This is a genomic window from Candidatus Methanomethylophilaceae archaeon (genome assembly GCA_017524805.1).
GTDB lineage: Archaea > Thermoplasmatota > Thermoplasmata > Methanomassiliicoccales > Methanomethylophilaceae > Methanoprimaticola.
The window spans coordinates 73,163-99,185 of sequence record JAFXUX010000033.1 but is presented as its reverse complement, the minus strand read 5'-3'; the positions used below and the strand labels follow the sequence as shown (position 1 = coordinate 99,185).

The window sequence follows — 26,023 nt, the reverse complement described above, 5'->3', positions numbered from 1 at the left end:
TCGATGAATGGCAAAGCCGCAATGCTGGTTGCTATCGCGATATTCGCCGTGATGTTTCTGTCGATGTGCATCATAGGGATTGCCCATCAGGACGGCATCGAACGTTCTGTGCATGAGTCCGGCTCCGTATGTTTCGATCTTCGCGACGGCGATGGAAGCAGATACGAAATGGATGCAGATGGCATGTACATCGAACAAAGATTCGGGCTGTCAGAAGAATCCGGCTTGTATAGGCTCGCAGTTCAGTCTATTCTATCCGGACGTGCTGCAGACAGGATCGTGATGGACTGCTCCGGCGAATCCAGGATGGATGGCCTGTCTATTTCCTCTGGAGGAACCATGGAGGTTTGCCAGAGCAGCATTGCCGGCGGCATCATGGTCACGGCGACGGATGGAACTGAAATGAGATTCAGCTCAGGATTCGTCTCTCAGTTCCGTGGGAATGGATCCGCGGAGAACGATGTGAGCAACGTTTTTTATTTTAGGATGTACGGAGACCAATGCGAGATTCGGATATGGATGTCGGTTTCGTACGGGGACGATGCAGGCGAGGGGTCGATCAGCCAGGAGTTCAGAATAAGGATCTTTTCAGATCCGCTGAACAAGGTCTCGGCTCCATAAGGCTTTGATTTTATGTTTTTACCGAAGGATCACGGCATCCGGCGGGCATGATTGCCGTAACGATATGCGCGTTGAATTCTGTCATCGGCGTCAAACCGTTTGGTGCCCGTACGGAGGGGCCTGGAGGCGGCCCCTCGGAGGCGGACGGGGATCTCAGGCTCCGAGCCTCTTCCTTTTGATCTCTTCTTCGGACATGATCTGGTCGCCGGTGAACTGCAGGGAGTAGATCTTGGAGACGCCGCGGTAGATGCATTCAGCTTCAAGCTCAGCCCTCTCGTTCCCGCGGATCTTCACAATGATCTCCTCGTTCATCCTGCTGTCGCTGGCGAGATCGAATACGAATTCTCCGATCTTGGGGCACAGGTCGACCTCCTGGTCTCCGTCCTCTTCCAGAGCGTCGTTCTTGCACACCTGGATGCGGGCCTGGGTCTGGCCGTTGGAGGACGGGGAGAATTCTCTGGCCCCTTCCAGCGGGAGCTGCTCGTTGCGGTAGACGATGTTGCAGACCATGTCCCTCTGTTTCTCGTCGTCGAAGGCGATGATGCCGTAGGTATGGGGCATGACCCTGGTGAACTTCCTGATGCCGCCGGTCTTGACGTCGGTGACCATCTGCTCGTACAGCGCCGCGCCTTTGGCGACCGCGAGGTTGGGGTCGTGGCTCTCGATCTTCCCTGCGAGCTGGGGGTAGAATTTGTTGAGCATCGCGGGGACCTGAGGCATCTTGGTGGACCCTCCGACCAGAAGGAACTTGTCTATGTCGTCGAAGGAGAGGTTCTTCTCGGCCATCAGGGTGTCTATGTATCCTCTGGTCTTGTCCAGAAGGGCTTCCGTCCACGATTCGAACTCCTCGCGGGTCACTTCGACGGCTATGTTGTTGGCGCCGACGGTGAAGTAGTTCTTGACGGATGTCCTGGTGGACAGCTGCTTCTTGATGTCCTCGACTTTGGCGGCGATCCCGGGGTAGTTCTCGCCGCTCTTGATCTCGCCCACATCGAGGGAAGGCTCGGCCTCCGCGATCTTCTCTATTATGTGGTCTTCGAGCTCTCTGTCCCAATCTTTTCCTCCCAGGCCGGAGTCTCCTCCGGTGCAGAACACGGAGTAGTTGCCGTTCTCTATCTTGATGATGGTGATGTCGAACGTTCCTCCTCCAAGGTCGTACACGAACACGGTCTGGTTTTTGTCGCTCTTCGCTCCGTAAGAAATGGCCGCGGCGATGGGTTCCTCGACGATGTTGATGTTCTTGAAACCGGCGATCTCGCCGGCCTGCTTGGTGGCTTTCTTCTGGTTCTCGTCGAAGTATGCGGGGCAGGTGATGGTCACGCTGCTCATGTCGTACTCCGGATAGAACTGCTTGAAATCTCTGATGAGTTTTTTGAGGATCTCGGCCGAGAGGTCCTGGGGATAGTATTCCTTGTCGCCGACGTAGATGCGGAATCCCGCCTCTCCCATGTGCCTTTTGATCGAGTCGAAGCAGGTGTCCGGATAGATCGCTGCATTGGCTTTGGCATCTTTTCCGACGATGACTTCGTTGTTTTCCGTGTCGTAGAGGACCACGGAGGGGGTGGTCTCCTCTTCCTCGAAGTTCTTCACGATGGTCGGGAGCCCCGTGGCGGGGTCGATAACCGCGATGCATGAGTATGTGGTACCGAGGTCGATTCCTATTTTGAGGTCTGACATATCTTATCATTCTCCGTTGTACTTAAAAACCTTGACCTGGGAGGGATAGATCACCTTGCCCTCCAGCTCATAGCAGTCCGTTTTGATCGATTGGATGGTTTTGTCAAGTTCCCTGTCGCCGGTCGGGACGGCCGGGGGCACGATCTTCTGGGTTTTGCTGTCGAAAGCCGTTCCGATCTCCGCGCGGGTGCAGGAAACCCCGCGGCATTCGAGGATGTTCAGGAGCCCGTAATCGAAGTTGTCGAAGGAGTTCAGCAAAGAGTCCACAGTAAGCTCATCTTTCTTCTCGTGGGCGTTGGCCAGGAACCTTGCCATATCCTCCCTGAATTTGATGATCTCCTTCAGGATGTCCGCGGTAAGGCTCATCTTGACCTTATCCAGCTGCCCGGAGATGGTCCCGTTGAAGTGCTGGAACACCGATTGTGGTATGGTGCGGGATTCCAGCAGCACATCCATAACCGAGATTCTGTCGCAGATTTCGGCCAATTGGTAAGATATGCCGTCGAGACGGGAATCTATCGATGGGATCTCCGCTTCGGGCGTCTCTTCAGGTTCGAAGTCTTCTTTTTCCGGCTCTTCCGATGGCTCTTCGGGCCCGGAAGTTTCCGCCGTCGGTTCCGTCTCTTCAGGTTCCGGCTCGGTCGCCTCCGCGGAAGGTCCGGGGATCTGCTCTCCGGCATCCGCGCATATCTCGTCCGTTCTTTCTGTCTCTTCCATATCAATCAGCTCCTGGGGTGTTCCAGCGTGTAAATCTCATAGTCCTCGAAGTTCGCGAAGAATAGCCCCGATCTCTTGGAGCTCCTATACGCTTTGGCCGCTTCTTTGGAGAGGACGAAAGTGCCCCTTCCTTTGTTCAGATCGACTTTGCTCACGGTGGCAATCTTCTCGTCGTCCGGGCGCGGGAATCCGAAGTCGGATACGCGGAGCGCCATCTCAGGCAGGGCGCTCAATGTGGGGTCGGTCGAGAACTCTATCTTCGTTCCGAACAGCCCGCTTGTGATGCTGTATCTTATCGCGGTTTTTTCTTTCAGCTTGGAGCAGCTGATGCTGCGCCCCTCGGAGAATGTGCTCTCCGGATATTCGGAGAAGACGGCGACGAATATCTCCGAATCCTTGGACGGTATCTCGATCTTTTTCTGGGCATCGTACTCCTGTTTGGTTTTCCTTACAGAGAACCCTTCGTGGGGGTCCGACGGGAATCCGTCCCCGGAATAGCATGCCCTCATCGCCAAGGCGCCTTTCGGCCAGTCCAATGTGACGACGTATCTCCCTCCGCTGTACACGCATCTGACGTTGTCCGGCGGGATCGCGTTGTGCACGAGCTTTTCGGCGCCTATGGCGGCGTTGGAACCCGATATGACCACGGGGTAGACGTACAGCACGGCGCCGGGCGGGAGCGAGAACGAAGCCGAATTCTGGCCCGTTGTCTCGAAGCTCAGGGGCGACATGTTCTTTCTGACGTAATCAGCGGTGGCCGTTTTGTTTCCGCCGATGCGCTTCGGCGATGAATACAGCCTGCATTCCTCTCTGCATTGGTTCCATGCGGCCGAGAAAGTTCCGTTCCCTTTCGGCTGCACCTTGAAATTGCCGGGCGGTTCCGGGACCTTCTCATAGGTGCATACTACCGAGACGCCTTTCGAGAACGCCGGCGTAGAGCGCCCGTCGGAATATTCGGCCACCAGAAGGTAACCGTATGACATGCCTTCGCCGGAGGATTCCACGTCCAGATATCCGCCCTCGGTCCCAAGATCTATGCGTCCCATGCCGAGGAAAGCCGGTACGGAGCCTTCGGATCTGCACATCCAGACTCTGCTGCATCCTTTGGGGACATCGAATCTCAGGCGTATCCCCTTCGTTTCCGAAGAGGCGCGGAGGTTCCTCACGTTGGAGAACACGGCGAACGGTCCGGCGTACGTAGGCTCGGATGATGATATCCCTTCCCTCTCGGAGTATACGGCGTAGTAGTAGCCCTTCCCGAAGACGATGTCGCGGTCCACGTATTCCGAGGCGGCGGTCTTTATCGTCTCTCCGTCCTCGCGGTTCCTAGGGGCGCGGCCGGCGTTCTTGACGATCTCATACCCGGCCGGTTTCCCGTCGGCTTGGGCCATCCTTATCCTGATGAACCCGTCCATGCTTTCCGACAGCATCACCGAGGAAGGCTTCTGCGGCCTGAGGCCTTCCAAGCGCGCGTTGGCTTCGGGGCAGTCGGCGCAGAGGCGCATTATCGCGGCGTATTCTTTGGCGGCGTCCTTCCCCGAAAGGGTCCCGGCGTCCTGGAGGCGCCTTCTGACCTCGGCCATCGTGGATTCGCAGTGGCTCTTGCGCAGCCTCACCTGTTCGAGGTCTGGGGAGTTTGGCTTCCCGGCGAGGTATCTCTTCGAGGCTTCCAGGGCCTCGTTTATTTTCGATGCTGAGATCAGCGAATCCAACTTGGAAACGATGGCGTCGTTGTCCCTCAGAACAGCTTCGGCTCTGGCCAAGACCAGAGGATCCAAGTTTTTCTTGTGCTCCCCGAGGTCATTGAGCAGGCGCCTGAGCTCGGCCAGACCGTAGGATGCCGTCAGTTTTTCGACCTTCTTCTGCGTTTCCTTGATGTCGCTGACGAGGGCTATCCCCATTCCGCAGCGCTTGCATTTCCCCTCAGAAAAAGGCGTCGTGGCCCCGCATTTGCAGTGGTAGTACAGATCCGACCCGCAGACGGTGCATTTCTCGTTGTCTTTGGGCATGTAGGCGCCGCACGAGCCGCATCTGAGATCGAAATCGTCGTCCTTCGACAGGTTCGCGATTATCCCCATGCTCATGCAGTACTGCTCGAGCGCTTTCAGGGACTTGTCGGTGTCAGCTCCGGAACGGGCGAATCCGTTGCTTTCGAAGAGGGCCTCTATCGTGCTCCTCTCTATGCGGTCCGAGGATGAGGCCCTTATGTCCTCGACGATCTCCCACAGGACGGACCATGTTTTCAGGTCTTCCAGCAGCTTGTCGTCGTCAACGCAGGGCTTCACTTTCCTGAACGCTTTGACGAGGTCCATGCATTTGCGCTGCTCCATCAGCACGTCGAAGATTTTGTTGAGGGCGGCGTAGATGGCCCTGACCTCGCTCGCATCGAACTTCGGGCCCAGCTTATCTACGTTTCCTCCGTAGCCGTTGGCCGTGTCCACGGCGTCGTTGGTCCATTCCACGAACGGCTTGCATTCCATCGCCCCCAGGGCTCCGACGAGCTTCGCGTTCAGGGCGTAGTCCTTGCATTTCTCGATGGGGGTTTTGGTAAGATCGTCGATGTCATCCTTCTCGATGTTCCATCCTTTGTTCTTCATCTTCTTGCAGATGGCGTCGGCGCTCTTGTCCAAGATCACCTGCTTGCCGTCCGTGCGCACGAAGATGAAGCTCCTCAGAACCCTGGAGAAATCTTTCTTCATTGCGGCCAGGGATTCGTCCGCGGCCATCCCGGAAGTTATCTCCGCCTCGAATCTGGCAAGCTCCTCCGGGCTGTATTTGATTTCGTTGGCCCTCTTCAGAGCGTTTATCCTCTGCTGCACCTGAGGCTTGTCGTATGTGTTCAGAGGGTTGAGTCCCAAGGCTTTGTAAGGGTCAGTCATCGTCCGTCCTCTTCGCTTCCTGTGTCCGCATCATTTGCTTCCGCTGATATCTGAAGCTATCGACGACAGCGTTCTTCCCAGGCCTCCGAAGCTGGCTTTTAGAGCGGATTTGTCGGAGGATGATATCTTGCGGATGAAGGTTCTGTCCACGTCCCCGAACCCGATGCCTATGCATTCGACTTTAAGCTCTTTCAGGCTCTTTATGCTGCTCTCGACCGTATTGTCGCCATACCATTGGCCGTCCGTCAGCGTCACGACGAACACTTTCCCTTTTCCTGCGACGCTTTTGGCCAGGGAATATACCTGTTTGTTCAGGGGGTTGCAGCTGGTACCTCCGCCGACGTTGACGCTGTTCAGAGACTCGATCTTAGACAGTATGTTGCCGGGGGTAGTGAATCCGGAGACCTCTTTGGAGGAGTCGGCGAACGCTACCAGGGCGAACTCCGCGTCCTTGATCATCTTGGCGAACTTGCACATCTCGTTGATGGCTTCCTTCAAAGGATTGCCGCTCATGCTTCCGGACAGGTCAATCGTCAGGATGATGTACTTCTTTCCTCCGGCGATCTTCTCGGCCACAGGGGGCTTGCCCATCCAAGCGCAGTTGTCCGGGACTACCCCCGTCTCCATTTTGAGGAGACGTTCGCCCTGATAGGCCGTGACTTTAACCATGCCGCTGCGGTCGTATTCGTAGTCGATATCTATCTCCACGCCGTCCCCGTCGTTCTCTATCTCTTTTGCGACGGTCAGGTACAGCACTTTGTTGCCCACGTCCAAGGGGTTCTCGCTCTCGCCCTGGATAGTGTATATGTCGAGCTTCGTGGTATAGTTCCCGGGCTGTATCTTGACAGTGCGCCGGCCTTTGGCCGGGATCGCGGAGTTGCGGGCGATCATTATCTTGTTGAGGTATTTTGTGAACCCGGGATCGGTGACCAAAGTTCCGAGGCCGAACGGGGTCACGTCCTTGAAGCTCATGTTGACGGTCCTGACGCCCATGCCCTGCTCTTTCTTGTGTATCCTTATCTTGCCTTCCTGCGCGTTCGCAAGCAGAGCTGCCCCTTTGGCGACGGCCAGGTCGGTGTCCTCATGGATGATGACGTCCGTTTTGCTCTCGTTTTTGATGGCAGAGCGGACGGCCGGCATGCGGGTGGAGCCTCCGACCAGAAGCACGTGGTCGATGTCGCTCCATTTCATGCCCATCTCGGCGAGGAGGTCTCTGCAGATGCTGATCGTCTTGTCTACGAGATAGGATGTGGCTTCTTCGAACTCATCTCTGCTGACGGAGATGGTGACCGCGCTGCCGCCGTAGTTTATCCTCATCTTGGCGTCGTTCCTCGACGAGAGCTCCTTTTTCATCTTCTCCGAGTCGACGATCATCTTGCACATGAACTCCTTGTCGTTCTCGAAGCTGTCTCCGGTCTCCTCCTGGAATTTGGCGGAGACGATGTCGCAAAGCTCGGAGTCCCAGTTCTTCCCGCCCAGTGCGGAATCCCCTTTGGTGGCTTTGACGGTGATGTTCCCGTCCGCGATAACCAGTATGGTGATGTCGAAAGTCCCTCCGCCGAGGTCGAAGGTCATCAGCGTGCCGTTGGCGCCTTTTTTGAATCCGTAATAGACGGAGGCCGCCGTAGGCTCGTTCACCAGGTCCAAGACCTTCAGGCCGGCGTCTTCCCCGGCTTTTTTGGTAGCTTTCCTCTGGAATTCGTTGAAGTACGCGGGGCAGGTGATCACCGCGCCCTCTATCTCCTTCCCGGATACTTTTTCGGCCACCTCCTTCATGCGTTTCAGGAGCATGCTGGACAGCTCTTCCGGGCTGAATTCCCTGTCGCCGGCGTAATAGCGGTGGCTGCTTCCCATGAACCTCTTGAACGTCGAGAAGGCGTTTTCGGTTCCGCTGGCTTGGAACTCCTTGGCCTCGTGTCCGACTATGTACCCGTCATCGGTTATGGCGACCACCGAAGGGGTGGTGTCCTCGCCCCAGTCGGTCTCGATCATCCTGGGCGTTCCGCTGTCGTCCACGTAAGCTATCGCTGAGTACGTGGTCCCCAAATCTATCCCAACTTTTATCCCGGCCATGTCGTCCACCGTCATTTTTTGAACAAGCCTTTCAGGCCTTTGAGGATGTTCCCTCCGCCTTCCTCGCGCTGGCCTTCCTCTTTGCGGCTGTCTGATCTGTCGGATCCCGGATCCTTGCCGCCGGAGCGCTTGCTCTTCTCCTCTTTGGTCTGGCTGTCGGATTCTTTGCTGCCCCATCCGCCGAGGAATCCTCCCTTCTCTTCGGGGGGCCTCTCGGAGTGCTCGTAATATGTCTCCAGGTCCTCTTCGCTTCCGCCTATCTTCTCGACCACTCTCTCGAGTCTCGAAGGCCTCCCGCGCCAAGGTATGCTCTTGTACGTGAGGTCGGAAACGTCGATCCCGGTTTTCCCTACGGCCACGATGTATGCCGCGAGGACTTCCGGGGAGTCCATGATCGTGGGGCGGACTATGTCGGCCGCCGCTTCGTAGAATTCGGAGCTTTCGTGTCCGACGAACGGGGCGAGCCTGGATTCGAACCATTCCTCGTCCATCCTGACCCCGCGGCGGAGGGCTCTGCGGCAGAATGATCTCTTCTCCTCCGGACTCAAGGAATCGTATCCATCCAGATCCGCCGGGGTTCCGAGGCTTATGCTGTCCGCGGTCAGATAAAGGGCGGTGCGGAGGGATCCCTCCAGGGTCTCATCAATTTCCGCCAGCATATGGGCGATGCGCATCTTCTTTTCGGACAGGAAGTCCCCGGGCATGCTCTCGAATCTCTTGGCTATTGTGGGGATGCACGCTTTCTCCAGAGGTTTGCCGGCAGCCCCCAGGAATTCCAGGGCATCCAGCATCTCTTCCGTGCTGGCCGATTCGCAATGGCACAGATACATCGATTCCGCTTCTTTCGTCTTCCCTTCGGCGATGAGGCTCTCGCATCTGCCTTTGACATAGGCTCCGGCGTATGGGCCTTCCGCCATGCGGTCGTCCAGAGCATCCTGGAGGTCGGCATCGTATCCTATCACCTCCGCAAGGCGCGCAGCCTCATCCAAGCTGGTCTTCGAAGAAAGCATTCCCTCGAGGAGAGAGCGCTTCAGACTCTCGCTCGCCGGGCTGTCCGAACCCAAAGCGGCCATGGCCAAGGGGCGATCCGAAAGGATGAATTCCGCCGCTTCTGGCCCGGCCTGGCTCAGCGCCGCCGATGCCGCTTCAAAGGAATCCTTGGAGCGGCTGTCCGACCAGTATTTGGCGGCCAGGCAGGCGCCGGGAAGCGACCCCATACAGTCTCCGAGGCGATACGACGCCATATCCGCGATCGATCCCCTGTTCCTCTCGTAAAATCCCATCAGCTCGGAAGGTCTGAGGCCGTCCATGCCTTGGAGGCGGCTTTTCGCCACGGCAATCCTGATCTTCCTCACGCATTCCTCGTCCTTCAGGGAGCGGCAAAGATCGTTCTGGATGAAATCCACGTCGGCATCGTCCAAGACTTCCATCCTGCATTCCACGGCGGCCGCAGAGCATTCCGCGGGAAGTTTGGCGCCGTATTTCTTCAGCGCTTCCCAGGCGCGGTCAAGGCTGTCCCCTGACAGCTTCATGCCTTTCTCAGCAATGCAGTACAGGTCATACAGGCCTATGATGTCCTTGCCGGGGGTTTCCGCTTCGGCTTTCGCCAGGAATCCGAAGAATCCCTCCCTCAGCCCGCCATACGCCCCGTCTATGTACTCGTTGAACGGGCCGTCAAACGTCTCCGACGGGTCGAAGGCCTCGTCATCGGAGGTCATTATGCCCTCGCGGATCTGGCCTCTGCGCCTCTCGTAGAGGCCCATTATCGTTTCTTCGCATACCGCCGCGTTGTCCGGATGCACATAGGTAACGAACGTCATTCTGTCCGCGATTTTTTTGGGGAACAGCATGGTGACCGCGGCTATCCAGAATGGGGTCTCCTTCCAATCGGCGCAGAGCAGCACCTTGTCTTTCCTGTCGCATGCGTCCAGTATCCTATATGTCAGAAGCCTCAGGAACCCTTTGTCCCTGGATTCCACGAACTTTTCCGTCGATTCCAGGCATATCGCGCGCCCGCTTTCCAGAGCCGGCGGGGAGCTGTCCAGGCTGGCGGGAGCCGATGTGACGTCCATGCCGTCGAAGTCGATCCCGGTGCAGAAGGACGGGGAGGACATGTACTCTATCGGGTAGCCTTCCAGATCATCGCAGATGAACGAGTGCGAAACGTAATTGTTGTATCTGCTCGGCATCCCGTAGATGTACCCGGTGAAGGTTTTCTGGGCGACGCACATCTTCCCGGATTTCAGCGTCCCGAACGCCAGGGCTTTGGGTATGAGCTCCAGATTGGGATCATCCGGTCCGCTTATGGGCATGGGCGGTTTGAACGACGAGAATCTTGCCAGGACATCGGCGCGGTCCCCCTCGGGGATGCCCTCAGTCTCGGAGTATATCCCGTAGCCGGATTGGAGATGGCCTGGTATCGCGCGGTTTATGGTGTAAATGATCTGCTCCGGCATGGTTCACCTCCTGTGGAATAGGTCGGGCAGATCGGGGAATTTGTCGGTCTTGGTGTTCTTGCCGTAGATCAGCCAAAGGATGGGGTCCTCCACTCTCAGGGGCTCGATCTTGTCGATCCTCTTTCCCTCCGGGTCTTTGCCCAGCGCCGAGACCCCGAAAAAGCGGGAGACCTTGAATTCGCTCTCCGCGGCCTGATTGATCTGCCCGCTGGAGTATTTTCCGATGTATCCGCGGATCTCCTGGTCGATGGCGTAGCTGTTCTCCTCGTCGAACCTCCCTTTCACCCTGGGTTTGTTGATGGCCGATTCCGGCCCCAGAAGCGCGCTCATCTCCTCCTGGCTCTTTGGCTCGCGGAGGAGCACGTCCACTTTGGCCATGACTATCGCCAGCGGGATGGGGATCTTCTTCTTGTCGCCGATCCTGTTGAAGCTGCGGATGGTCTGGCAGATGCTGTTGAAAGTGGAGATGTAATCGGTGTCTTCGTCTGCGCCGTGGCCGCTCCCGACGACATCGGATACTCCGTCGCATATGGTCGGATCGATGATGTATATGAGGCCCTGGGCGTAAGACAGGTAATTGCCTATTGCGGAGGTCCCTCTGATGTCGCGGACGTCTTCTCCGGCGGTGTCGATGAAATGCAGGTATATGGTCTTGCCATTCTTCAGCTTCAGCCTGTATGAAAGTACATCGTAATCCTTCCTGATGCTCAGAGGGTCCGTACCTTCCAGGGTGGTGTGGTTCTTGAAGAGCGGGTTGTAATAGTTGGTTCTGTAGATCTCTTCCGTGTCCCCTATGCCCTGTATGTTCCATTCGAACTCGTTGGACAGCTCTTTCATCCTGTCTATCAGGACGGTCATGTAGTGGGTTTTCCCGCATCCTCTGACCCCGGCGATCGCGTAGAAGATGTTCTTCTGGTTCTCCTGGTCGAAAGGTATTTGGCATTTGCAGTTGGGGCATATGCGGAATCCCACCTTTTTCCCGCAGGTGGGGCACACCCTTTTGCCGCCGCTTATGTTGGGGACAACCTCTTTGGTGGGGCTGGTGCATCTTATGTTGTTGCAAATGTACAGTTCCTTGTCGATTTCTTGGAAGCAATGAAAGCAGATCAATTGAACCACGGCATCCTGTAATCTATAATGGGTTTTGCAGTCAAATCACTTGCGCATAAATGTCGATGTCCTTCCTCACGCCTTGTAGAACATGTTCGCCACGTCCGAGTCCAGCCTGACGAACGCATCGAAGAACACTTTCGCGACCTCTTTTGTGTCTCTTGCATCGCATATATGGTATGAGACGCTGCTGAAGCTGTTGTCCAGCATGGAGATCAGCTGCCCGAAGCCAGAGGATACCAGATATCCCCTGACGTCTCCCGGGTCTCCGATGGCATCTTTGTGGGTGACCACCAGGTGAAGCGGGACGCGGATCGTGCTGGTCAGAGAGGTCTGCGATATCGAATGGTATTTCTGCCAGAATTCGTTGACGGCCAGTTCGGCTTTGACCGCGGCGTCCTGGGCGCTGGCGTCTATCGTCACGAAGATTGCGTCTTCCTGCCCGTATTGGGGCTGCTGTCCGAAATCGTTCTCGTCGCTGCTGAAGTATGAGCCGTTGATGTCGAACATGACGAGATGGCGGTTCGTCTTCTTGGAGACGTCCACATCTATCACGTAAGGCGGGCTGTATGTTTTGGGGGTGCTTCCGCTGTAAGAGGAACTGTATGGGTAGGAGTATTTTCCGCTCTTCTCTATCGCATACATAGCGGAGAAAGCGAGGGTAGTCTTCCCGGATTTGGACGGCCCGGCCAAGGTCAGAATGTAGGGCTTGGCTTCTTTGGCATTGATTATGGCGTCGCATTCCGGGCATACCGCATCGAGGAGGCGTCTTTTATTGTGGCGATCAGTCACAGGCAGTTTTGCGTCGCACACTTCGCAATGGGTGTGGTTGATCCCGTGGATCGATGGGCGGAGGTCCAGGCCATTCGCCGTGGGATAGCGTTGGCCGCAAGAGCAGACGTAGATCGGGCGCTCGAATATGGCGCCGCAGCTCGGGCATACGCAGCGGCGGGTGTTTTTGGCGTAACCGGCCCTCTCCTTCATCTTCGAGTAGCCCAGAACCGTGACGAATATGATCATCACAATGAAGTAGTAGATCAGGAAGACGATCAGAGCGATGACGAACCCAATGATCCCCAGGATGAGCGGGAATATCATCAGGACGATCCCGTATACGCCGAATGTCAGCGCCAAGCCGATGAGAGTTCCGAAGCCTTCGGCGCTTTTGACGATCATCCTGATCACGGTGTGATAATCGAAGACGGCGAATGTGTTGTGGAATTCGCTGTAATCGATTTTGTACATGGACATCCCCAATACGACCACCAGGCCGATCATGCTTATTCCTACGGGAATGGAGATGTAAAGGTCGGTATTGACGATCCCCACGCAGTACATCACAAATTCGCTGATAATAAGCGCCAGAATATGTCCCAGTATTATCACAGCTTTATTGAGCGATTCCAATTGACCAGCTCCGCGACGACATTTGCCGATGTTTCGTACGCATGTTTCGGGCGCAACGAACTCGTTCCGTTATGTCGTTGTTGATAGTTATATCTTATCGGAATCCGGAAATTTCGTGACCGTTATGCCATCATATTTTCGGGAATGCGCCGGATAACGCTTTGTTCCCGCCGGAAATCGCATCGGAGAAAACTTTCGCGACCTCTTTCGGGTCTCTGGCATCGCAGATGTGATAGGAGACGCTGCGGAAGTTGCTTTCAAGGGATTTTATGATCAGCCCATACCCTTTAGACTCAAGATATCCTTTGATATCGGCCTTATCCCCTTCCAAATCGCCGTGGGTGACCACCACATGCAGCGGAACATGTATGGAATCGGACAGGGAAGTCTGCGAGACTGAATGGTATTTCTGCCAGAAAATGTTCGTCGCCTTCTCATCTTTCAAGGTCGCATCCGGCGAGAGCGGGTTTATCGTTATGATTATGGCATTTTCCTGGCCGTACTGCGGTTGCTGGCCTACGTCATCGCTGTCGCTGAAATATGCCCCATTTATGTCGAAAAGAGCGAGGTATTGCTTTCTTTTCTTGGAGGCGTCGACGCTGATGACGTAAGGCGGGCTGTAGGTTTTCGGCGTTCTGAGGCCATAGGCATTCCCATAGGGGTATTCCGATTTCCCGGTGCTTTCCAAGGCTTTCATCGCGGAGAAAGCCAGGGCGGTCTTCCCGGATCCGGAAGAACCGGCCAATGTGACCAGATAGGGGCGGCCTTCCTGGGTCGATATCTTGCCGCCGCAATCCGGGCAGATCGCATCCAATAAGCGCCTATCGCCGCTGACAGGGAGTTTCGCGCCGCAGTATTCGCAATTCGTCTTTGTCAACCCGTGGATCGAAGGGCGGAGCTCTATGGTCGAAGCTGAAGGGTAGCGATGGCCGCAGGAGCACACGTATATCGGGCGTGCGAAGACGGTTCCGCATGTCGGGCAAACGCAGCGCCCCGTGTTTTTCGCATAGCCGCCGGATTCCGACGCTTTGGCCAAGGCGAGAGCCGCGATGTAAACCACCATCACCAGGAAGAAATAGGCCGCGAAACAGAGGAGGAATGCGGCGAAGCCTACGATTGACAGCAGAAGGGGGAACAGCATCAGGATTATGATCCCGATTCCTATGTATCCCCAATCCATCAGCTCTTCCCCTTCTTCGATTATGAAATCTTTGAATTTCACGACGAAATTCTTCAGGAAGTCCACATATGTACGGTAGTCGAACGTGACGAAAGTATTGTGGTACTTCGTATAGCCCATGTTTTTAAATGCGCTGGCCAGGATGACGAACAGGATGATCTGGCCTATGGCGGCGGGTACGAGGGTCCAGAATCCGTAAATCAGGGCTACGTATTCGATCATCAAATAGCAGCTGAGTATGAATGATACTGTGCCTCCAAATATGATGACGGATTTGTTGATGCGTTCCATCCTTTCTCGCCCCATTGTTTTGCGGAAATGCATTACGCATATATCCTTGGTCGCTTCCCAGAACCATCGGTTTTCGGGGGATTCCCTTTGATGTCGCCGTGAATGGTCTCTATGTCGACATCTGGATATGCAAAGTGTCAGAGCGACAGTGCATCAACAAATCAGACAATAGATGTCTTTTGCTAAACAATAGTTTTATAGGCTTAACGACAGTGGGTTCGACTCACTTAACTGGACGTTTCGACATGACAAAAGTAGGGATCATTGGGGGAACGGGGTACGCAGGCGGAGAGCTTGCCCGCATCCTATCCGTCCATCCGGACGTCGAAATAGCCGCGATGACGTCGCGTCAGAACGCGGGTAAGAAAGTGCAGGATTCGCATCCTTATCTCAAGGGATACTTGGACCTCGAGTTCATCTCCAACATCTCGGAGGCCTCGGATCTCGATCTCGTGTTCGTCGCGACGCCCCATGGCGTGGCTATGAAGGAGGTCCCAGCATTGCTGGAGCGCGGGATCAAAGCCATAGACCTTTCAGGGGACTATCGCCTCCATGACGTGGAGACATACCAGAAATGGTATGGGCATGAGCATACTGACGTGGAAAACCTTCAGAAAGCCGTGTATGGCCTGCCAGAATTCTTCCGCGACGAAATCAAAGGGGCGGATCTGGTTGCAAATCCCGGATGTTATGCGACATCCATAATACTGGCTTGCGGCCCGCTGCTCAAATCGGGGGTGGTCGGCGATGACGTCGTCGTGGACGCCAAATCCGGGACTTCCGGGGCAGGAATGGTGCCGACGGAGCGCACCCACCATTCGACATGCGGTGAATCCGTGATACCTTACAGCATAGGGAAGCATCGCCATACGCCCGAGATAGAGATGGCAGTGGATCGCTTCGCGGGTTCGCATTCGAAGGTAACGTTCGTCCCGAATCTGGTCCCGATAATTCGCGGGATAATTTCGTCATGCTATTTCGATCTGAAGAAGGACGTCTCCCAGGAGGAGATCGATTCGATCTACGGGAAGCAATACGGCGGCGAGACGTTCGTCCATTACGTTCCTGATCCGTCCATCCGCGCGGTCGTCGCTTCGAACCACGCGCAGGTGTCGGCCCGCGTCCTGGGCGGAAAAGCCGTCGCCTTCGGCGTGGTGGACAATCTTGTCAAAGGCGCATCTGGGCAGGCGGTCCAGTGCATGAATCTTATGTTAGGTCTCGATGAGAGATCCGGGCTCAATTTCCCGGGATTGGGGGTTTGAATATGACGGAAATAATCGATGGAGGAGTTACGACCCCGCAGGGCTTTAAAGCGGCGGGCGTCCACAGCGGAGTTAAATATCGCTCGCTCGACCTCGGATTGCTGTATTCCGAGGTGCCGGCGGCAGCTTTCGTGGGCTACACGAGCAACAATGTGAAGGCGGCTCCGGTCCAGGTCATGATGAAGGAGAATTCCCCGACGCTTTCTGCCGTCGTGGTGAACAGCGGTAACGCAAACGCTCTCACCGGCCGCCGCGGGATCGAGGACGCCATATCAATGAAGCAGTCGGTCGCGACTGAGCTCGGTCTGGATCCGGTCCAGGTCGGAGTCATGTCTACGGGACTGATCGGCCGTTTCATGGACATGCACAAGATCCGCTACGGGATATCCCGCGCCGCCAAAGAGCTGAGCTCCGGCAGAGAGGCCGACGGCCTGATTGCCGAAGCCATCATGACTACGGACACCATCAAAAAGGAATGCGCCGCCCGCGTCCGCCTGAGCGATGGCACTCTGGTGTATATCGGCGCGATATCCAAGGGAAGCGGGATGATCTCGCCCCACATGAAAGTCCTGCACGGGACCACCCTGTCTCTGGTCACCACTGACGCCAACCTATCCCCAGCTTTCCGCGAGAAGTGGCAGTCCATCCTCGACGACAGCATGAATATGGTCTCCGTGGATGGCGACCAGTCGACCAACGACACCTGCATCCTGCTCGCCAACGGCATGTCCAATGGCAAATGCGCAGACGAGGATCCCGAGTTCGAGGATGCCCTCCGCACCGTGATGACCAAGATCGCCCGCACCATCGCGATGGACGGGGAGGGAGCCACCAAGCTCATCGAGGTCCAGGTCACCGGGGCGGAATCCAAGGAGGATGCCCGCAAAGTCATCAAGACAATCATCGATTCGCCTCTGGTCAAGTCAGCCATATTCGGTTCCGACCCCAACTACGGGCGCATAATGATGGCCGTCGGGAACAGCGGCGCAAAGTTCAACTTGGAGGAGATGCGCCTGATAATCAAGGGAGGGGACATGGAAGTCCCGATCTTGGATGCCGGGTCGCCTGTTTTCCAGGACGAGCGCGCTGTGGAGGTCGTCCGCATGGCGATGGACAACAAAGAGGTCAGCATTCTGGTCGATCTCGGAGTGGGAGAGGAGGAATCCATAGGCTGGGGCTGCGATCTCACCTATGATTACGTCCGCATCAACGCGGAATACGCTACGTGAGCTGTTCTCATGGACAATCTGTACGTGCTCAAGTTCGGAGGGAATGCCATACGCGGGAAAGGCGATATGATGCGCCTTTCGTCGGAGATGGCGGCCATGCTGAAAGAAGGCAAAAAGCTGATTCTCATCCACGGAGGAGGCCCGGAAATATCTGAGGAGATGGAGAGGAGAGGCTTGAAGCCGGTCAAGGTCTGCGGCGTCAGAGTCACAGACAAGGATGCTTTGGAGGTCGCTGAGACCGTGCTCCGCAAGATAAACGCAGACATGGTCGGCTGCCTCAGGGAATCCGGCGCAGACGCCATCGGAATCCCGGGCTATTTCTGCGCCTCGTGCGAGAAGAAAGCGCCCATCAAAGCCTCGGAAGACGGAGAGGAAAAGGAAGTCGATCTCGGATTGGTGGGAGAGGTTACCGACGTGGACCCCCAGCCTCTGTTCGATCTGATCGAGCAGGGAATAGTGCCTGTTGTGTATCCCATCGGGAAAGATGCCGCAGGAAACATGCTCAACGTCAATGCGGACACAATGGCCGCCGGAATCGCCGTGGGCATAGGGTGCTCCGGAATGGTTGCCATCACCGACGTCCCAGGAATACTGAGGGATGTCGCCGATCCGTCGTCCAAGATAGATTCGCTGACCATAGAAGAGGCGCGCGCCCTCATAGAAGACGGGACGATCTCGGGCGGGATGATCCCGAAGGTCGAATCCTGCATCAAAGCGTTGGAAGCCGGCGTACCATCGGTCCGCATGGTGAACGGGAAAGACGAGAGCGGCATCATGTCTGAGGGCCGCGGAACGATCGTCACGGGATGAGAGAAATGAAATTCAACGATATCAAAGAGAAATCATCGCAATTCCTTTTCCAGAATTACGGGCGGATAGACCTGTCTTTCACGCATGGGAAGGGATGCTGCCTATACGATACGGAAGAAAAAGAATACTTGGATCTGGTGGCCGGAATCGCCGTGAATTCGCTGGGATATGTGCATCCTGACGTCACCGCGGCGATACAGGAGCAGGCCTCCCGCATGTGCCACGTGTCGAATCTCTACTACGTGGAGCAGCAGGCGGAGCTCGCCGAGAGAATCGCGTCGATAACCCCTGGAAATCTGGATCGGACGCTTTTCTGCAACAGCGGCGCGGAAGCCAACGAGGGTGCCTTCAAAACTGCGGTGCGCTACACCGGCCGCGGGAAGATACTGTCCGCCTTGAACGGTTTCCACGGAAGAACAGCCGCCTCGCTCGGAGCCACAGGGCAGGAGAAATACCAAAGATCATTCGAGCCTTTGATCAGCGACGCGTTCAAGTATTTCGACTACGGGGATTGTGAGCAGATCAAATCGATGGTGGATTCCGACACAGCGGCGGTCATAGTGGAGCCCATACAGGGCGAGGGCGGGGTCCGCACCGTGCCCAAGGAGTTCTTCAAGACCGTCCGCGACGTGTGCGACGACAAGGGCGCTCTGATGATCTGCGACGAAGTCCAGACCGGAATCGGACGCACCGGCCAGTGGTACGGGATAGAGAACTTCGGTGTCATCCCGGACATAATCACTATGGCCAAAGCTCTCGGCGGAGGTCTCCCGATAGGCGCCGTCACGACGACCGAGGAAATATCGTCGGTGATGACTCCGGGAACACATGGCACTACCTTCGGAGGCAACCCCTTGGTATGCGCCGCGGGAAACGCCGTCATCGACGTCATGAAGCGCGACAAGGTCGTCGAGCATGCGAGAGAGATGGGGGCCAGATGGAAGGAAGACCTTCTCGCGGTCGGCTCCCCCAAAGCCAAGGAAGTCCGCGGATACGGCCTCATCATCGGGATCGAGATGGATACCGCCGAATCGGCATCCAACGTCCAGAAGCATTGCCGCGACAACGGCGTCCTGGTCAACGTCTGCCACGGCAACACCATACGCCTCATTCCTCCGCTCATCCTGAGCGACGCGGAAAAGGACAGATTCACTGCGCTCTTCAAGGAAAGCGCTTTCTGAAACTTCTTTCGCCGGGAAACCGGCGGCCATTCAATTGGTTGCGATCGGAGGCATCGGACGTATGGCAGAGACAGAATTCATTCCATGCGGGGACGATCTCGCGCCATGCATCATTTTCATCGACATGGCCGGCCATCCGTTCGACATAGCATCTGCGGCGCCCCATAATGCCAACGTCATCGACATAAGGTACGACGATTGGAACGATGCCCTGACGCCTTGGAAGGCCCCCGGTCTGCGTGCAGGGGATCCCGATTTCGGCGGCAATGCAGACGAGACTCTGAGGCGGCTCGTCGAAGAGATTATACCTGAAGAGGTGGAGATTCACGGCTTGTCTCCGCCGGCATATGGGATTGCCGGATATTCTCTCGGAGGGCTGTTCTCGCTGTATGCTTTCACCCATGGCGACATGTTCTCCGCTGTCTCATCGATGTCCGGTTCCCTGTGGTACGAAGGCTGGGTCGAGTATCTCAGAGACTTGGATTTCAGCGGCGAAGGGAAAAAGGCCTTCCTTTCTCTGGGAGACAGGGAGGAACGTTCCGGATGCGCCATACTCCGCACTGTCAGGGAACGCACGGAAGAGACGGCGCATATTCTCAGATCCAGGGGATGCGAGACGGAAGTGTCGATCGGCCCCGGGTCGCATTTCCAGCGCATTGAGGAGCGTCTGGAATTGGGTCTGGCTTTCTTGTATGATGCTTTGGTCCATTGACTTCCGCAATAGGTCTCGCATTTGTTATGATGATTTGGTGCTTTCTGAGGCTTAAGGATAGTCGGATGCAGCTCTAATTGTTATACTGGTTAGACGACGTTTCCTCAACTATGCTTTGACCTGAGCGGAACTGATGATCTATTTCACGAGTTTTTTGTAGGTGTCGGTCCCTTTGTTCTCAAATCTCTCTTTGTCTAACAATAGAAGGCCATTTGTCGAGACATTTGTTTTGAGAAAGTCTCTAACAATGCTCTATGTTCTCGCCTTTTCGTCGTAGCATACGGCGTTTCTGAGCGCATCTATCTTGCCCAAGACGCTTAGGTAGTCTGGATTGCTGTTGCTTGAGAAGACGCGGGCGGCATTCTCGACGAACGGCTTATTCGATTTTTTCTGTCGTGACCAGAGTTGCATACCTACTCAGGCATCATGTGGGGCGAGGTCAGGGTGTTTCATCAGGTATTTTCTGACTCTCTCGGATTCCATGACCTTCCTTCCTAGCTCTTCGTCTGCGGCGGTTCCCTTCCCTTCCAACAGCGATTTGCCGTAGTATACGTAGGCCAGAGTGCTGTAACGCCTGTTATATTTGAATATCCTGAAGCATCTTTTCAGATTCTTGCCTTTTTCGTAATCGGATACTGCGGTTTCAAGATTTTTCAATCTTTTCAGGGCATAAAGGTAATCTGGATCCTTGTTGCCGGCGAATACGCCGATCGCGTCCTCGACGAAATCATTCTTTCCGGATTGATTGGCCAGAATGAACATGTTTGTTTTGCGTCTTTTCAGGTAAGCGTCGATATCGTAAGCATCGCGGAACGAATCGAGGCATCCGAGTGCATCCAGATTCCAAAGGTTTCTGAGGCATTTTGAGCATACGCCGCAGTTCTCGCTCTTTTTCACGCAGGAGTAGAGGTATTTCTGGGCGTACGGGGCGTCTTTTATGTCTTTGAGTTTCTGGAAGCGGTTGGAGATGAATCCTTCGGACATGATGTCCAGCTTTCCGTCGGACACCAAAGGCAGCAAGAACATCTCATAGTATCCAGAATCGTGCTTGCTGTTGTTTTCCAGCTCGAGCGCAAGCTTTCCGTCGCCCACCGATGCGTAGTAATAGGTCCTCCAGAAATACCTCAGCATCAATATGGAGAACAGATCCGTGTATGTATGGGTCAGCCTATGGCCCTGTCTTAACACGCTCTGTATGTTGCATTCGATTTCGATCAGAGGAAGTTTGATGTCCTCGGATACCGTTCTGGCGCGTTCATATGCCATATCTTTAACTTTTTTAATACTATTTTTACTGCCATAAAGGCCATTGAAGGCACCGACGTTGGCTATGCACAGGTGGGTCAGCCTGCGGCTCTTGTCTTCGTAGTCAAGATAGTGCCAGAGCGCATGCATGGAGTCCACGCCGCACGACATGCCCGTGCCCACGTGCTTCCCGGCGCGTACCTTCGAGTCCTTCGTTATAGGGGCATGGATCTTGATTGCTTCGAGGCGGCTGTCGGTATAGACAAGGGAGGGAATCAGGTACTCGGTCACGTTGTGGTAGAGATGGCTGCTCATGGGGGATTCTGCCACGATGTCCAGCCCTCTTTTCATGCAGTAGATGAGCGACGCTATCACATAAGCGTCCGAGAGATCTGAGCACAGGCCGTATCCATATTCGGCCTGCACGCTGTAGAACAGCGTCTTGGTCTGGGTATCCTCACCTGGAACAGCTATGGTAATGTCGACCTCCTGTATCACTCTTCCATTTTCTTCGCGAGTTCTCGCAGGCCCTATCGACAATTTTCCTCTGTCCATATCTGACGGCAAGGATATGTTATATTAACAACTTCCGAATCACGTATGAAATAAGTAGTCCTTGATAAGACGTGTATTTTCACTTAAAATTCGCGCATAGCACTAAAGTGGCACTTAAATAATGGAGAAATGCTTGAGGTTGTTGGGCATGAGTGATAATTCTGTTCTTTCAGCGATCGACGATATCGATGATGAGTCGTCTTTTCTGTCTTTAATCAATGCATATGCATCAGGGAATCAGGAAAGCAGATTGAAAGCGGCAGAAATCTGCACGGAACTAGCGCGGGAAGGTAGGCCCGCTTTCCAGCTTATGCTTGCGGAGTGGTATCTTACAGGAAACATTGTTCCCAGTGACAGAAAAAAAGCTATAGATTTATTGGAGCAGGCATCAAAATCCGGAAATCAGGATGCATCTGTTCTGTTGATTGATGAGCTATATTCAAGCAAAAGCCAAACTGAAAGGGCACGCGCCTTTGATTTATGCAAGTCATTGGAGGCTTTAGGAAACGATGGCATCTATTATAGGCTCGGAATGATGTATATTGAAGGTAAAGTGACAAAGAAGGATATCAGCAAAGCAACAATGATGCTGAGATCCGCAGTCAAATCCGGAGTGAAAGAGGCTGTGGCACCGCTAGCTAACATACTCTTCCAAAGCACCGATATTAACGACCGTCGCGAATCATTTTTGCTTTGCAATAGCAGCCAGTCGTCCAGATGCATATTTCTATTATCCGAGTTTTATTTCGACGGTGACGTGGTGCCTCGCGATTTATATAAATCATATGAATTATTTGAAAAATCAATGTTTTTAGGCAAAAGGATACCATGGCAGGTAGAATATATATTCAGATTAAGAAAAGCTATAAAAAGTGGCGCTTCTGACAAGAAAATGATGTTGAATCTTTATTATTATGTCTTGGAGAAGCGCGGAAGCTGGATAGGTATAAGCTCCAAAATCTCGGCGATCCCCAGTTTTCCTCACGGGATTCTTTCCATTTTTATCAGTGATTCAGCGGTGATCGGAAAAAAATGCACTATATACCAGCAGGTGACAATCGGGTCCAATAAGACGAAGGGCCATAAACGCTATGGGGCACCTAAAATTGGCGATGGCGTATTCATCGGTGCTGGAGCCGTATTGGTGGGGAACATAGTTATCGGTAATAATTGTAAGATTGCCGCGGGAGCCACTGTCGCTAAGGATTTAAGCGACGGTACGACTGTAGTGCCATTGAACAGGACGATAGAATACAAAGAATCCTGAGGGTTGAAAGAACAGATATGCGGGTTTGTCTTTGCCACAGGCAATATGGGAATCAAAAGCGACACATCGTTCTGTTAGATGATCGGCACAGAGATGGATTTCCAGCGCATCAGGAAGAGTTCGGAGTTGGCCGGGTATTCTTTTCTTATTCCGATTCGTCATCTTCGGAAACCCTGTGTTTCAGCAGGTATTTTCTGGCCCTATCGGATTCCATGACCTTCCTTCCTAGCTCTTCGTCGGCGGCGGTTCCCTTCCCTTCCAACAGCGATTTGCCGTAGTATACGTAGGCCAGAGTGCTGTAACGCCTGTAATGTTTGAATATCCTGAAGCATCTTTTCAGATTCTTGCCTTTTTCGTAATCGGATACTGCGGTTTCAATCTTCTTTATGCTGTTTAGGGCGTAAAGGTAATCTGGATCCTTGTTGCCGGCGAATACGCCGATCGCATCCTCGACGAAATCATTCTTTCCGGCTTGATTGGCCAGTTTGATCATAAGCACTCTGCGTTTTTTCAGGTAAGCATCGATATCGTAAGCATCGCGGAATGAATCGAGGCAACCGAGCGCATCCAGATTCCAAAGGTTTCTGAGGCATTTGCTGCAGACGCCACAATTCTCGCTCCTTTTCACGCAGGAGTAGAGGTATTTCTGGGCGTACGGGGCGTCCTTTATGTCTTTGATTTTTTGGAAGCGATTCGAGATGAATCCTTCGGACATAATGTCCAGCTTTCCGTCGGACACCAAAGGCAGGATGAACATCTCATAGTATCCGGAGTCGTGTCTGCTGTTGTTTTCCAGCTCTAGGGCAAGCTTCCCGTCGCCCACTGATGCGTAGTAATAGACCTTCCAGAAGTATCTCAGCATCATTATGGAGAACAGGTCTGTGTAGGTATGGGTCAGCCTGTGGCTTTGCTTCAATACTTCTCTTATGTTGCATTCGATTTCAATCAGAGGAAGATCGATGTCTTCGGATACTGTTCTTGCACGTTCGTACGATCTTTCTTTGACTTTTTTGATATTCTCATCGCTGCCGTAAACGACGTTGAAAGCTCCGACATCGGTTATGCACAAGTGCGTCAGCCTGCGGCTGCTGTCTTCGTAGTCGAGATAGTGCCAGAGCGCGTGCATGGAGTCCACGCCGCATGACATTCCCGTACCCACGTGCTTTCCGGCGCGTACCTTCGAGTCCTTCGTTATAGGGGCATGGATCTTGATTGCTTCGAGGTGGCCGTCAGTATGGACAAGGGAGGGGATCAGGTACTCGGTAACATTGTGGTAGAGGTGGCTGCTCATTGGGGATTCCGCCACGATGTCCAGCCCTCTCCTCATGCAATAGACGAGGGACGCCATCACATAAGCGTCCGAGAGATCCGAGCACAGGCCGTATCCATATTCGGCCTGCACGCTGTAGAACAGCGTCTTGGTCTGGGCATTCTCCCCCGGAAGAACGAAGGTTATGTCTACTTCTTGGATTGCCCTTCCATTTTCTTCGCGAGTTCTCGCAGGGCCTATCGATAATTCTCCTCTGCCCACATTTGACAGCATAGATGCTGGATATAAAGTTTTATTGAAAAGTCAATATAGCAAAAAATCGACCCTCGGGGATTCCCAGGGCCGTGCACGGGCCCCAGGTTTTAAGCTCAGAACCATCCGTCCAGGGACCTCTGCTTTTTCCTGCTGTCCTCAGTTTTCCTGGCCGCTTCGATCCTGCCGACCACGGCTTTCACCCTGTCCTCGGAGAACCCATATCCAGCCATCATCTCCACGGTCTCTTCCAGAAGGGCCGTGCCATGCTTGACGTCGTAATCGTCGGATTTCGGGCCGTCCAGGAAAATGTCGCGGACTTCCTGGTATTCGGGGATCTCCTTGCCAATCGCGGGCAGGGTCTCCTCCAGGTTCCCGTGCTTCTGTATGAGTTTAAGCCCTTTTTTCGGCCCTATGCCGTCGATCCCATGGTTGAAATCGGTTCCTATGAGGATGCACACGTCCACGAGCTGTTCTCTGGTGATCCCGAGGTTTTGGAGCATATTCTCGGTGTCTATGAGTTCGGTTTTCACGTCTTTGTAGGCGTTTTTGCCGGGGATTTTGCGCCTTCCCGACATCGTAAGGTTCCTCAGAAGCAGGGGCGCCCCGAAAAGTATGGAATCGAAATCCTGCGAGGCCGCCGCATAGACGGAACCGGCGGAGCACATGTAGGCCGCCTGGGCTTCCCCGTCGCTGGGGGCCTGGACTACGGGTATCCCGAGGAGCTCAAGCAGCCTTTTGGAGCTCTCGAGAATATCGGGAGTCATTCTGGATGTCTGCTGCGCCTTGGAGAACGCTTTCTTGAGGTCCCCTTCGGCCAGAGCCTGCTCGTATTCCTCTTTCGCCTTCTCTCTGCGGGCTATCCTTTCCTCTATAGTACCCGCCTTGAGGGCGTTGGCCTTGCCGTCGAACACGAAGACCGGTTCGATGCCCGCTTCGATGAGGTTGGACGTGCGATACAGTATCCCGGAGAGATGCGACGTGACGTTGCCGTCCTGGTCCATGAGGGGCTTTCCGTCCGGCTGCCTGATTATCGAAAGGAATTGGAAGATGGTGTTGTACGCATCTACTGCGACGGTTTTGCCGCGGAGTTCCGAGAGCTCTATCTCCCTGGGCTCCACTATCGGTGAAAGGTTTACTCCCATAAAATCACCTCAGAGCGTAGGCCCGTACAGCTTCCATCTGGCTATCTCGGGCGCCATGTCGTCCAGCCTGAACAGGGAGGACCCAGCCACTAGGGCGGTTGCCCCAGTGTCGGCGCAGATTTTCCCGGTTTCGGCGTTTATCCCGCCGTCGACGGAGATCTCAAGCCTTTTCCCTCTGTTTTCGGCCCATTTCCTGATTTCGCCGATCTTCGGCACGCATTCCCCGATGAAGGACTGCCCTCCGAATCCGGGATGTACCGTCATGACCAAAGCGAGATCCGCATCGCCCAGATAAGGGATGATTTTTGACGTGGGGGTCTCAGGGTTCAGCGAAACACCAGCTTTGAGCCCTCTTCCCTTGATTCTGTCGATTGCCTCGGCTATGTTCCCCTCGGCCTCGCAATGGACGGTGATCATGTCGCAGCCGGCATCGGCGAAAGCGTCCACGTATCTTGACGGATCCTCTATCATCAGATGGGCATCGAACAATATGCCCGAGCATTTGCGTATGGATTTTATGATGGGAGGCCCGAATGTAATGTTTGGAACGAACATCCCGTCCATGACGTCGAGGTGGGCCCAATCCGCGCCGGCCGCCTCAACGCGGACGAGCTCTTCGCCGAGCTTAGAGAAATCGGCGGAAAGCATCGAGGGTGAGACCTTGGTCATGCTCCCGCCATTGGC

19 protein-coding genes are annotated in these 26,023 nt (G+C 54.6%); 7 read left to right on the top strand and 12 right to left on the bottom strand.

Annotation, left to right across the window (positions count from 1 at the left end; genetic code table 11):
- Nucleotides 1-3 precede the first annotated feature (3 nt).
- Nucleotides 4-621 (top strand): hypothetical protein, encoded by a 618-nt coding sequence (locus tag IKP20_07185; GenBank protein MBR4504735.1) that lies wholly within the window; start codon nucleotides 4-6, stop codon nucleotides 619-621.
- A 153-nt stretch (nucleotides 622-774) separates the two neighbouring features.
- Here the strand turns inward: IKP20_07185 and IKP20_07180 are convergent, their stop codons facing one another.
- The 8 genes from IKP20_07180 to IKP20_07145 form a co-directional block, all read right to left on the bottom strand.
- On the bottom strand, nucleotides 775-2,298 hold the full coding sequence (locus tag IKP20_07180) for an Hsp70 family protein (protein ID MBR4504734.1): 1,524 nt from the start codon (nucleotides 2,296-2,298) through the stop codon (nucleotides 775-777).
- A gap of 6 nt (nucleotides 2,299-2,304) precedes the next feature.
- The gene (gene grpE / locus IKP20_07175; protein ID MBR4504733.1) at nucleotides 2,305-3,015 is read right to left on the bottom strand and encodes a nucleotide exchange factor GrpE; all 711 of its coding nucleotides are present in this window, start codon (nucleotides 3,013-3,015) and stop codon (nucleotides 2,305-2,307) included.
- Nucleotides 3,016-3,020: 5 nt separating this feature from the next.
- Nucleotides 3,021-5,894, bottom strand: coding sequence for a zinc ribbon domain-containing protein (locus tag IKP20_07170; GenBank protein MBR4504732.1), 2,874 nt, complete (start codon nucleotides 5,892-5,894; stop codon nucleotides 3,021-3,023).
- A 30-nt stretch (nucleotides 5,895-5,924) separates the two neighbouring features.
- Complete coding sequence (locus tag IKP20_07165) at nucleotides 5,925-7,982, bottom strand: Hsp70 family protein (protein MBR4504731.1); 2,058 nt, start codon at nucleotides 7,980-7,982, stop codon at nucleotides 5,925-5,927.
- Entirely contained in the window at nucleotides 7,979-10,423 is a 2,445-nt protein-coding gene (locus tag IKP20_07160; GenBank protein MBR4504730.1) for a hypothetical protein, read from the bottom strand. The genes IKP20_07165 and IKP20_07160 overlap by 4 nt, the downstream gene beginning before the upstream one ends.
- Nucleotides 10,424-10,426: 3 nt before the next feature.
- Nucleotides 10,427-11,542: a hypothetical protein gene (locus IKP20_07155; GenBank protein ID MBR4504729.1), complete on the bottom strand. Its 1,116-nt coding sequence runs from the start codon at nucleotides 11,540-11,542 to the stop codon at nucleotides 10,427-10,429.
- A 66-nt stretch (nucleotides 11,543-11,608) separates the two neighbouring features.
- Nucleotides 11,609-12,940 (bottom strand): phage holin family protein, encoded by a 1,332-nt coding sequence (locus IKP20_07150; protein MBR4504728.1) that lies wholly within the window; start codon nucleotides 12,938-12,940, stop codon nucleotides 11,609-11,611.
- Between the two features lie 130 nt (nucleotides 12,941-13,070).
- On the bottom strand, nucleotides 13,071-14,411 hold the full coding sequence (locus IKP20_07145; protein ID MBR4504727.1) for a hypothetical protein: 1,341 nt from the start codon (nucleotides 14,409-14,411) through the stop codon (nucleotides 13,071-13,073).
- A 245-nt stretch (nucleotides 14,412-14,656) separates the two neighbouring features.
- On the opposite strand from IKP20_07145, the gene IKP20_07140 reads away from it, so the two are divergent.
- From IKP20_07140 to IKP20_07120, 5 genes are all read left to right on the top strand, one after another.
- Entirely contained in the window at nucleotides 14,657-15,673 is a 1,017-nt protein-coding gene (locus IKP20_07140; protein ID MBR4504726.1) for an N-acetyl-gamma-glutamyl-phosphate reductase, read from the top strand.
- A 2-nt stretch (nucleotides 15,674-15,675) separates the two neighbouring features.
- Nucleotides 15,676-16,902, top strand: a complete 1,227-nt coding sequence (gene argJ, locus IKP20_07135; protein ID MBR4504725.1) for a bifunctional ornithine acetyltransferase/N-acetylglutamate synthase — start codon at nucleotides 15,676-15,678, stop codon at nucleotides 16,900-16,902.
- Nucleotides 16,903-16,911: 9 nt separating this feature from the next.
- On the top strand, nucleotides 16,912-17,712 hold the full coding sequence (gene argB, locus IKP20_07130) for an acetylglutamate kinase (GenBank protein MBR4504724.1): 801 nt from the start codon (nucleotides 16,912-16,914) through the stop codon (nucleotides 17,710-17,712).
- A 5-nt stretch (nucleotides 17,713-17,717) separates the two neighbouring features.
- Entirely contained in the window at nucleotides 17,718-18,893 is a 1,176-nt protein-coding gene (locus IKP20_07125; GenBank protein ID MBR4504723.1) for an acetylornithine transaminase, read from the top strand.
- A 61-nt stretch (nucleotides 18,894-18,954) separates the two neighbouring features.
- Entirely contained in the window at nucleotides 18,955-19,605 is a 651-nt protein-coding gene (locus IKP20_07120; GenBank protein ID MBR4504722.1) for a hypothetical protein, read from the top strand.
- A 417-nt stretch (nucleotides 19,606-20,022) separates the two neighbouring features.
- Here IKP20_07120 and IKP20_07115 read toward each other — a convergent pair whose 3' ends face one another.
- Nucleotides 20,023-21,405, bottom strand: a complete 1,383-nt coding sequence (locus IKP20_07115; protein MBR4504721.1) for a hypothetical protein — start codon at nucleotides 21,403-21,405, stop codon at nucleotides 20,023-20,025.
- A 148-nt stretch (nucleotides 21,406-21,553) separates the two neighbouring features.
- Between IKP20_07115 and IKP20_07110 the strand changes: the two genes are divergently transcribed.
- A complete protein-coding gene (locus tag IKP20_07110; GenBank protein ID MBR4504720.1) occupies nucleotides 21,554-22,672 on the top strand; it encodes an SEL1-like repeat protein in 1,119 nt (372 codons plus the stop codon).
- Between the two features lie 145 nt (nucleotides 22,673-22,817).
- On the opposite strand, the gene IKP20_07105 is transcribed toward IKP20_07110, so the two are convergent.
- The 3 genes from IKP20_07105 to rpe form a co-directional block, all read right to left on the bottom strand.
- Nucleotides 22,818-24,203 (bottom strand): hypothetical protein, encoded by a 1,386-nt coding sequence (locus tag IKP20_07105; protein ID MBR4504719.1) that lies wholly within the window; start codon nucleotides 24,201-24,203, stop codon nucleotides 22,818-22,820.
- A gap of 107 nt (nucleotides 24,204-24,310) precedes the next feature.
- Nucleotides 24,311-25,339, bottom strand: a complete 1,029-nt coding sequence (gene fen / locus IKP20_07100) for a flap endonuclease-1 (GenBank protein MBR4504718.1) — start codon at nucleotides 25,337-25,339, stop codon at nucleotides 24,311-24,313.
- Nucleotides 25,340-25,348: 9 nt separating this feature from the next.
- Nucleotides 25,349-26,008: a ribulose-phosphate 3-epimerase gene (rpe, locus tag IKP20_07095; GenBank protein ID MBR4504717.1), complete on the bottom strand. Its 660-nt coding sequence runs from the start codon at nucleotides 26,006-26,008 to the stop codon at nucleotides 25,349-25,351.
- Nucleotides 26,009-26,023 lie beyond the last annotated feature (15 nt).

Bases quoted from the DNA above. Each gene is read 5' to 3' on its own strand.
- IKP20_07185 (MBR4504735.1), top strand. From the start codon at position 4: ATGAATGGCAAAGCCGCAATGCTGGTTGCTATCGCGATATTCGCCGTG.
- IKP20_07180 (MBR4504734.1), bottom strand. From the start codon at position 2,298: ATGTCAGACCTCAAAATAGGAATCGACCTCGGTACCACATACTCATGC.
- grpE (MBR4504733.1), bottom strand. From the start codon at position 3,015: ATGGAAGAGACAGAAAGAACGGACGAGATATGCGCGGATGCCGGAGAG.
- IKP20_07170 (MBR4504732.1), bottom strand. From the start codon at position 5,894: ATGACTGACCCTTACAAAGCCTTGGGACTCAACCCTCTGAACACATAC.
- IKP20_07165 (MBR4504731.1), bottom strand. From the start codon at position 7,982: ATGACGGTGGACGACATGGCCGGGATAAAAGTTGGGATAGATTTGGGG.
- IKP20_07160 (MBR4504730.1), bottom strand. From the start codon at position 10,423: ATGCCGGAGCAGATCATTTACACCATAAACCGCGCGATACCAGGCCAT.
- IKP20_07145 (MBR4504727.1), bottom strand. From the start codon at position 14,411: ATGGAACGCATCAACAAATCCGTCATCATATTTGGAGGCACAGTATCA.
- IKP20_07140 (MBR4504726.1), top strand. From the start codon at position 14,657: ATGACAAAAGTAGGGATCATTGGGGGAACGGGGTACGCAGGCGGAGAG.
- argJ (MBR4504725.1), top strand. From the start codon at position 15,676: ATGACGGAAATAATCGATGGAGGAGTTACGACCCCGCAGGGCTTTAAA.
- argB (MBR4504724.1), top strand. From the start codon at position 16,912: ATGGACAATCTGTACGTGCTCAAGTTCGGAGGGAATGCCATACGCGGG.
- IKP20_07125 (MBR4504723.1), top strand. From the start codon at position 17,718: ATGAAATTCAACGATATCAAAGAGAAATCATCGCAATTCCTTTTCCAG.
- IKP20_07120 (MBR4504722.1), top strand. From the start codon at position 18,955: ATGGCAGAGACAGAATTCATTCCATGCGGGGACGATCTCGCGCCATGC.
- IKP20_07115 (MBR4504721.1), bottom strand. From the start codon at position 21,405: ATGGACAGAGGAAAATTGTCGATAGGGCCTGCGAGAACTCGCGAAGAA.
- IKP20_07110 (MBR4504720.1), top strand. From the start codon at position 21,554: ATGAGTGATAATTCTGTTCTTTCAGCGATCGACGATATCGATGATGAG.
- fen (MBR4504718.1), bottom strand. From the start codon at position 25,339: ATGGGAGTAAACCTTTCACCGATAGTGGAGCCCAGGGAGATAGAGCTC.
- rpe (MBR4504717.1), bottom strand. From the start codon at position 26,008: ATGACCAAGGTCTCACCCTCGATGCTTTCCGCCGATTTCTCTAAGCTC.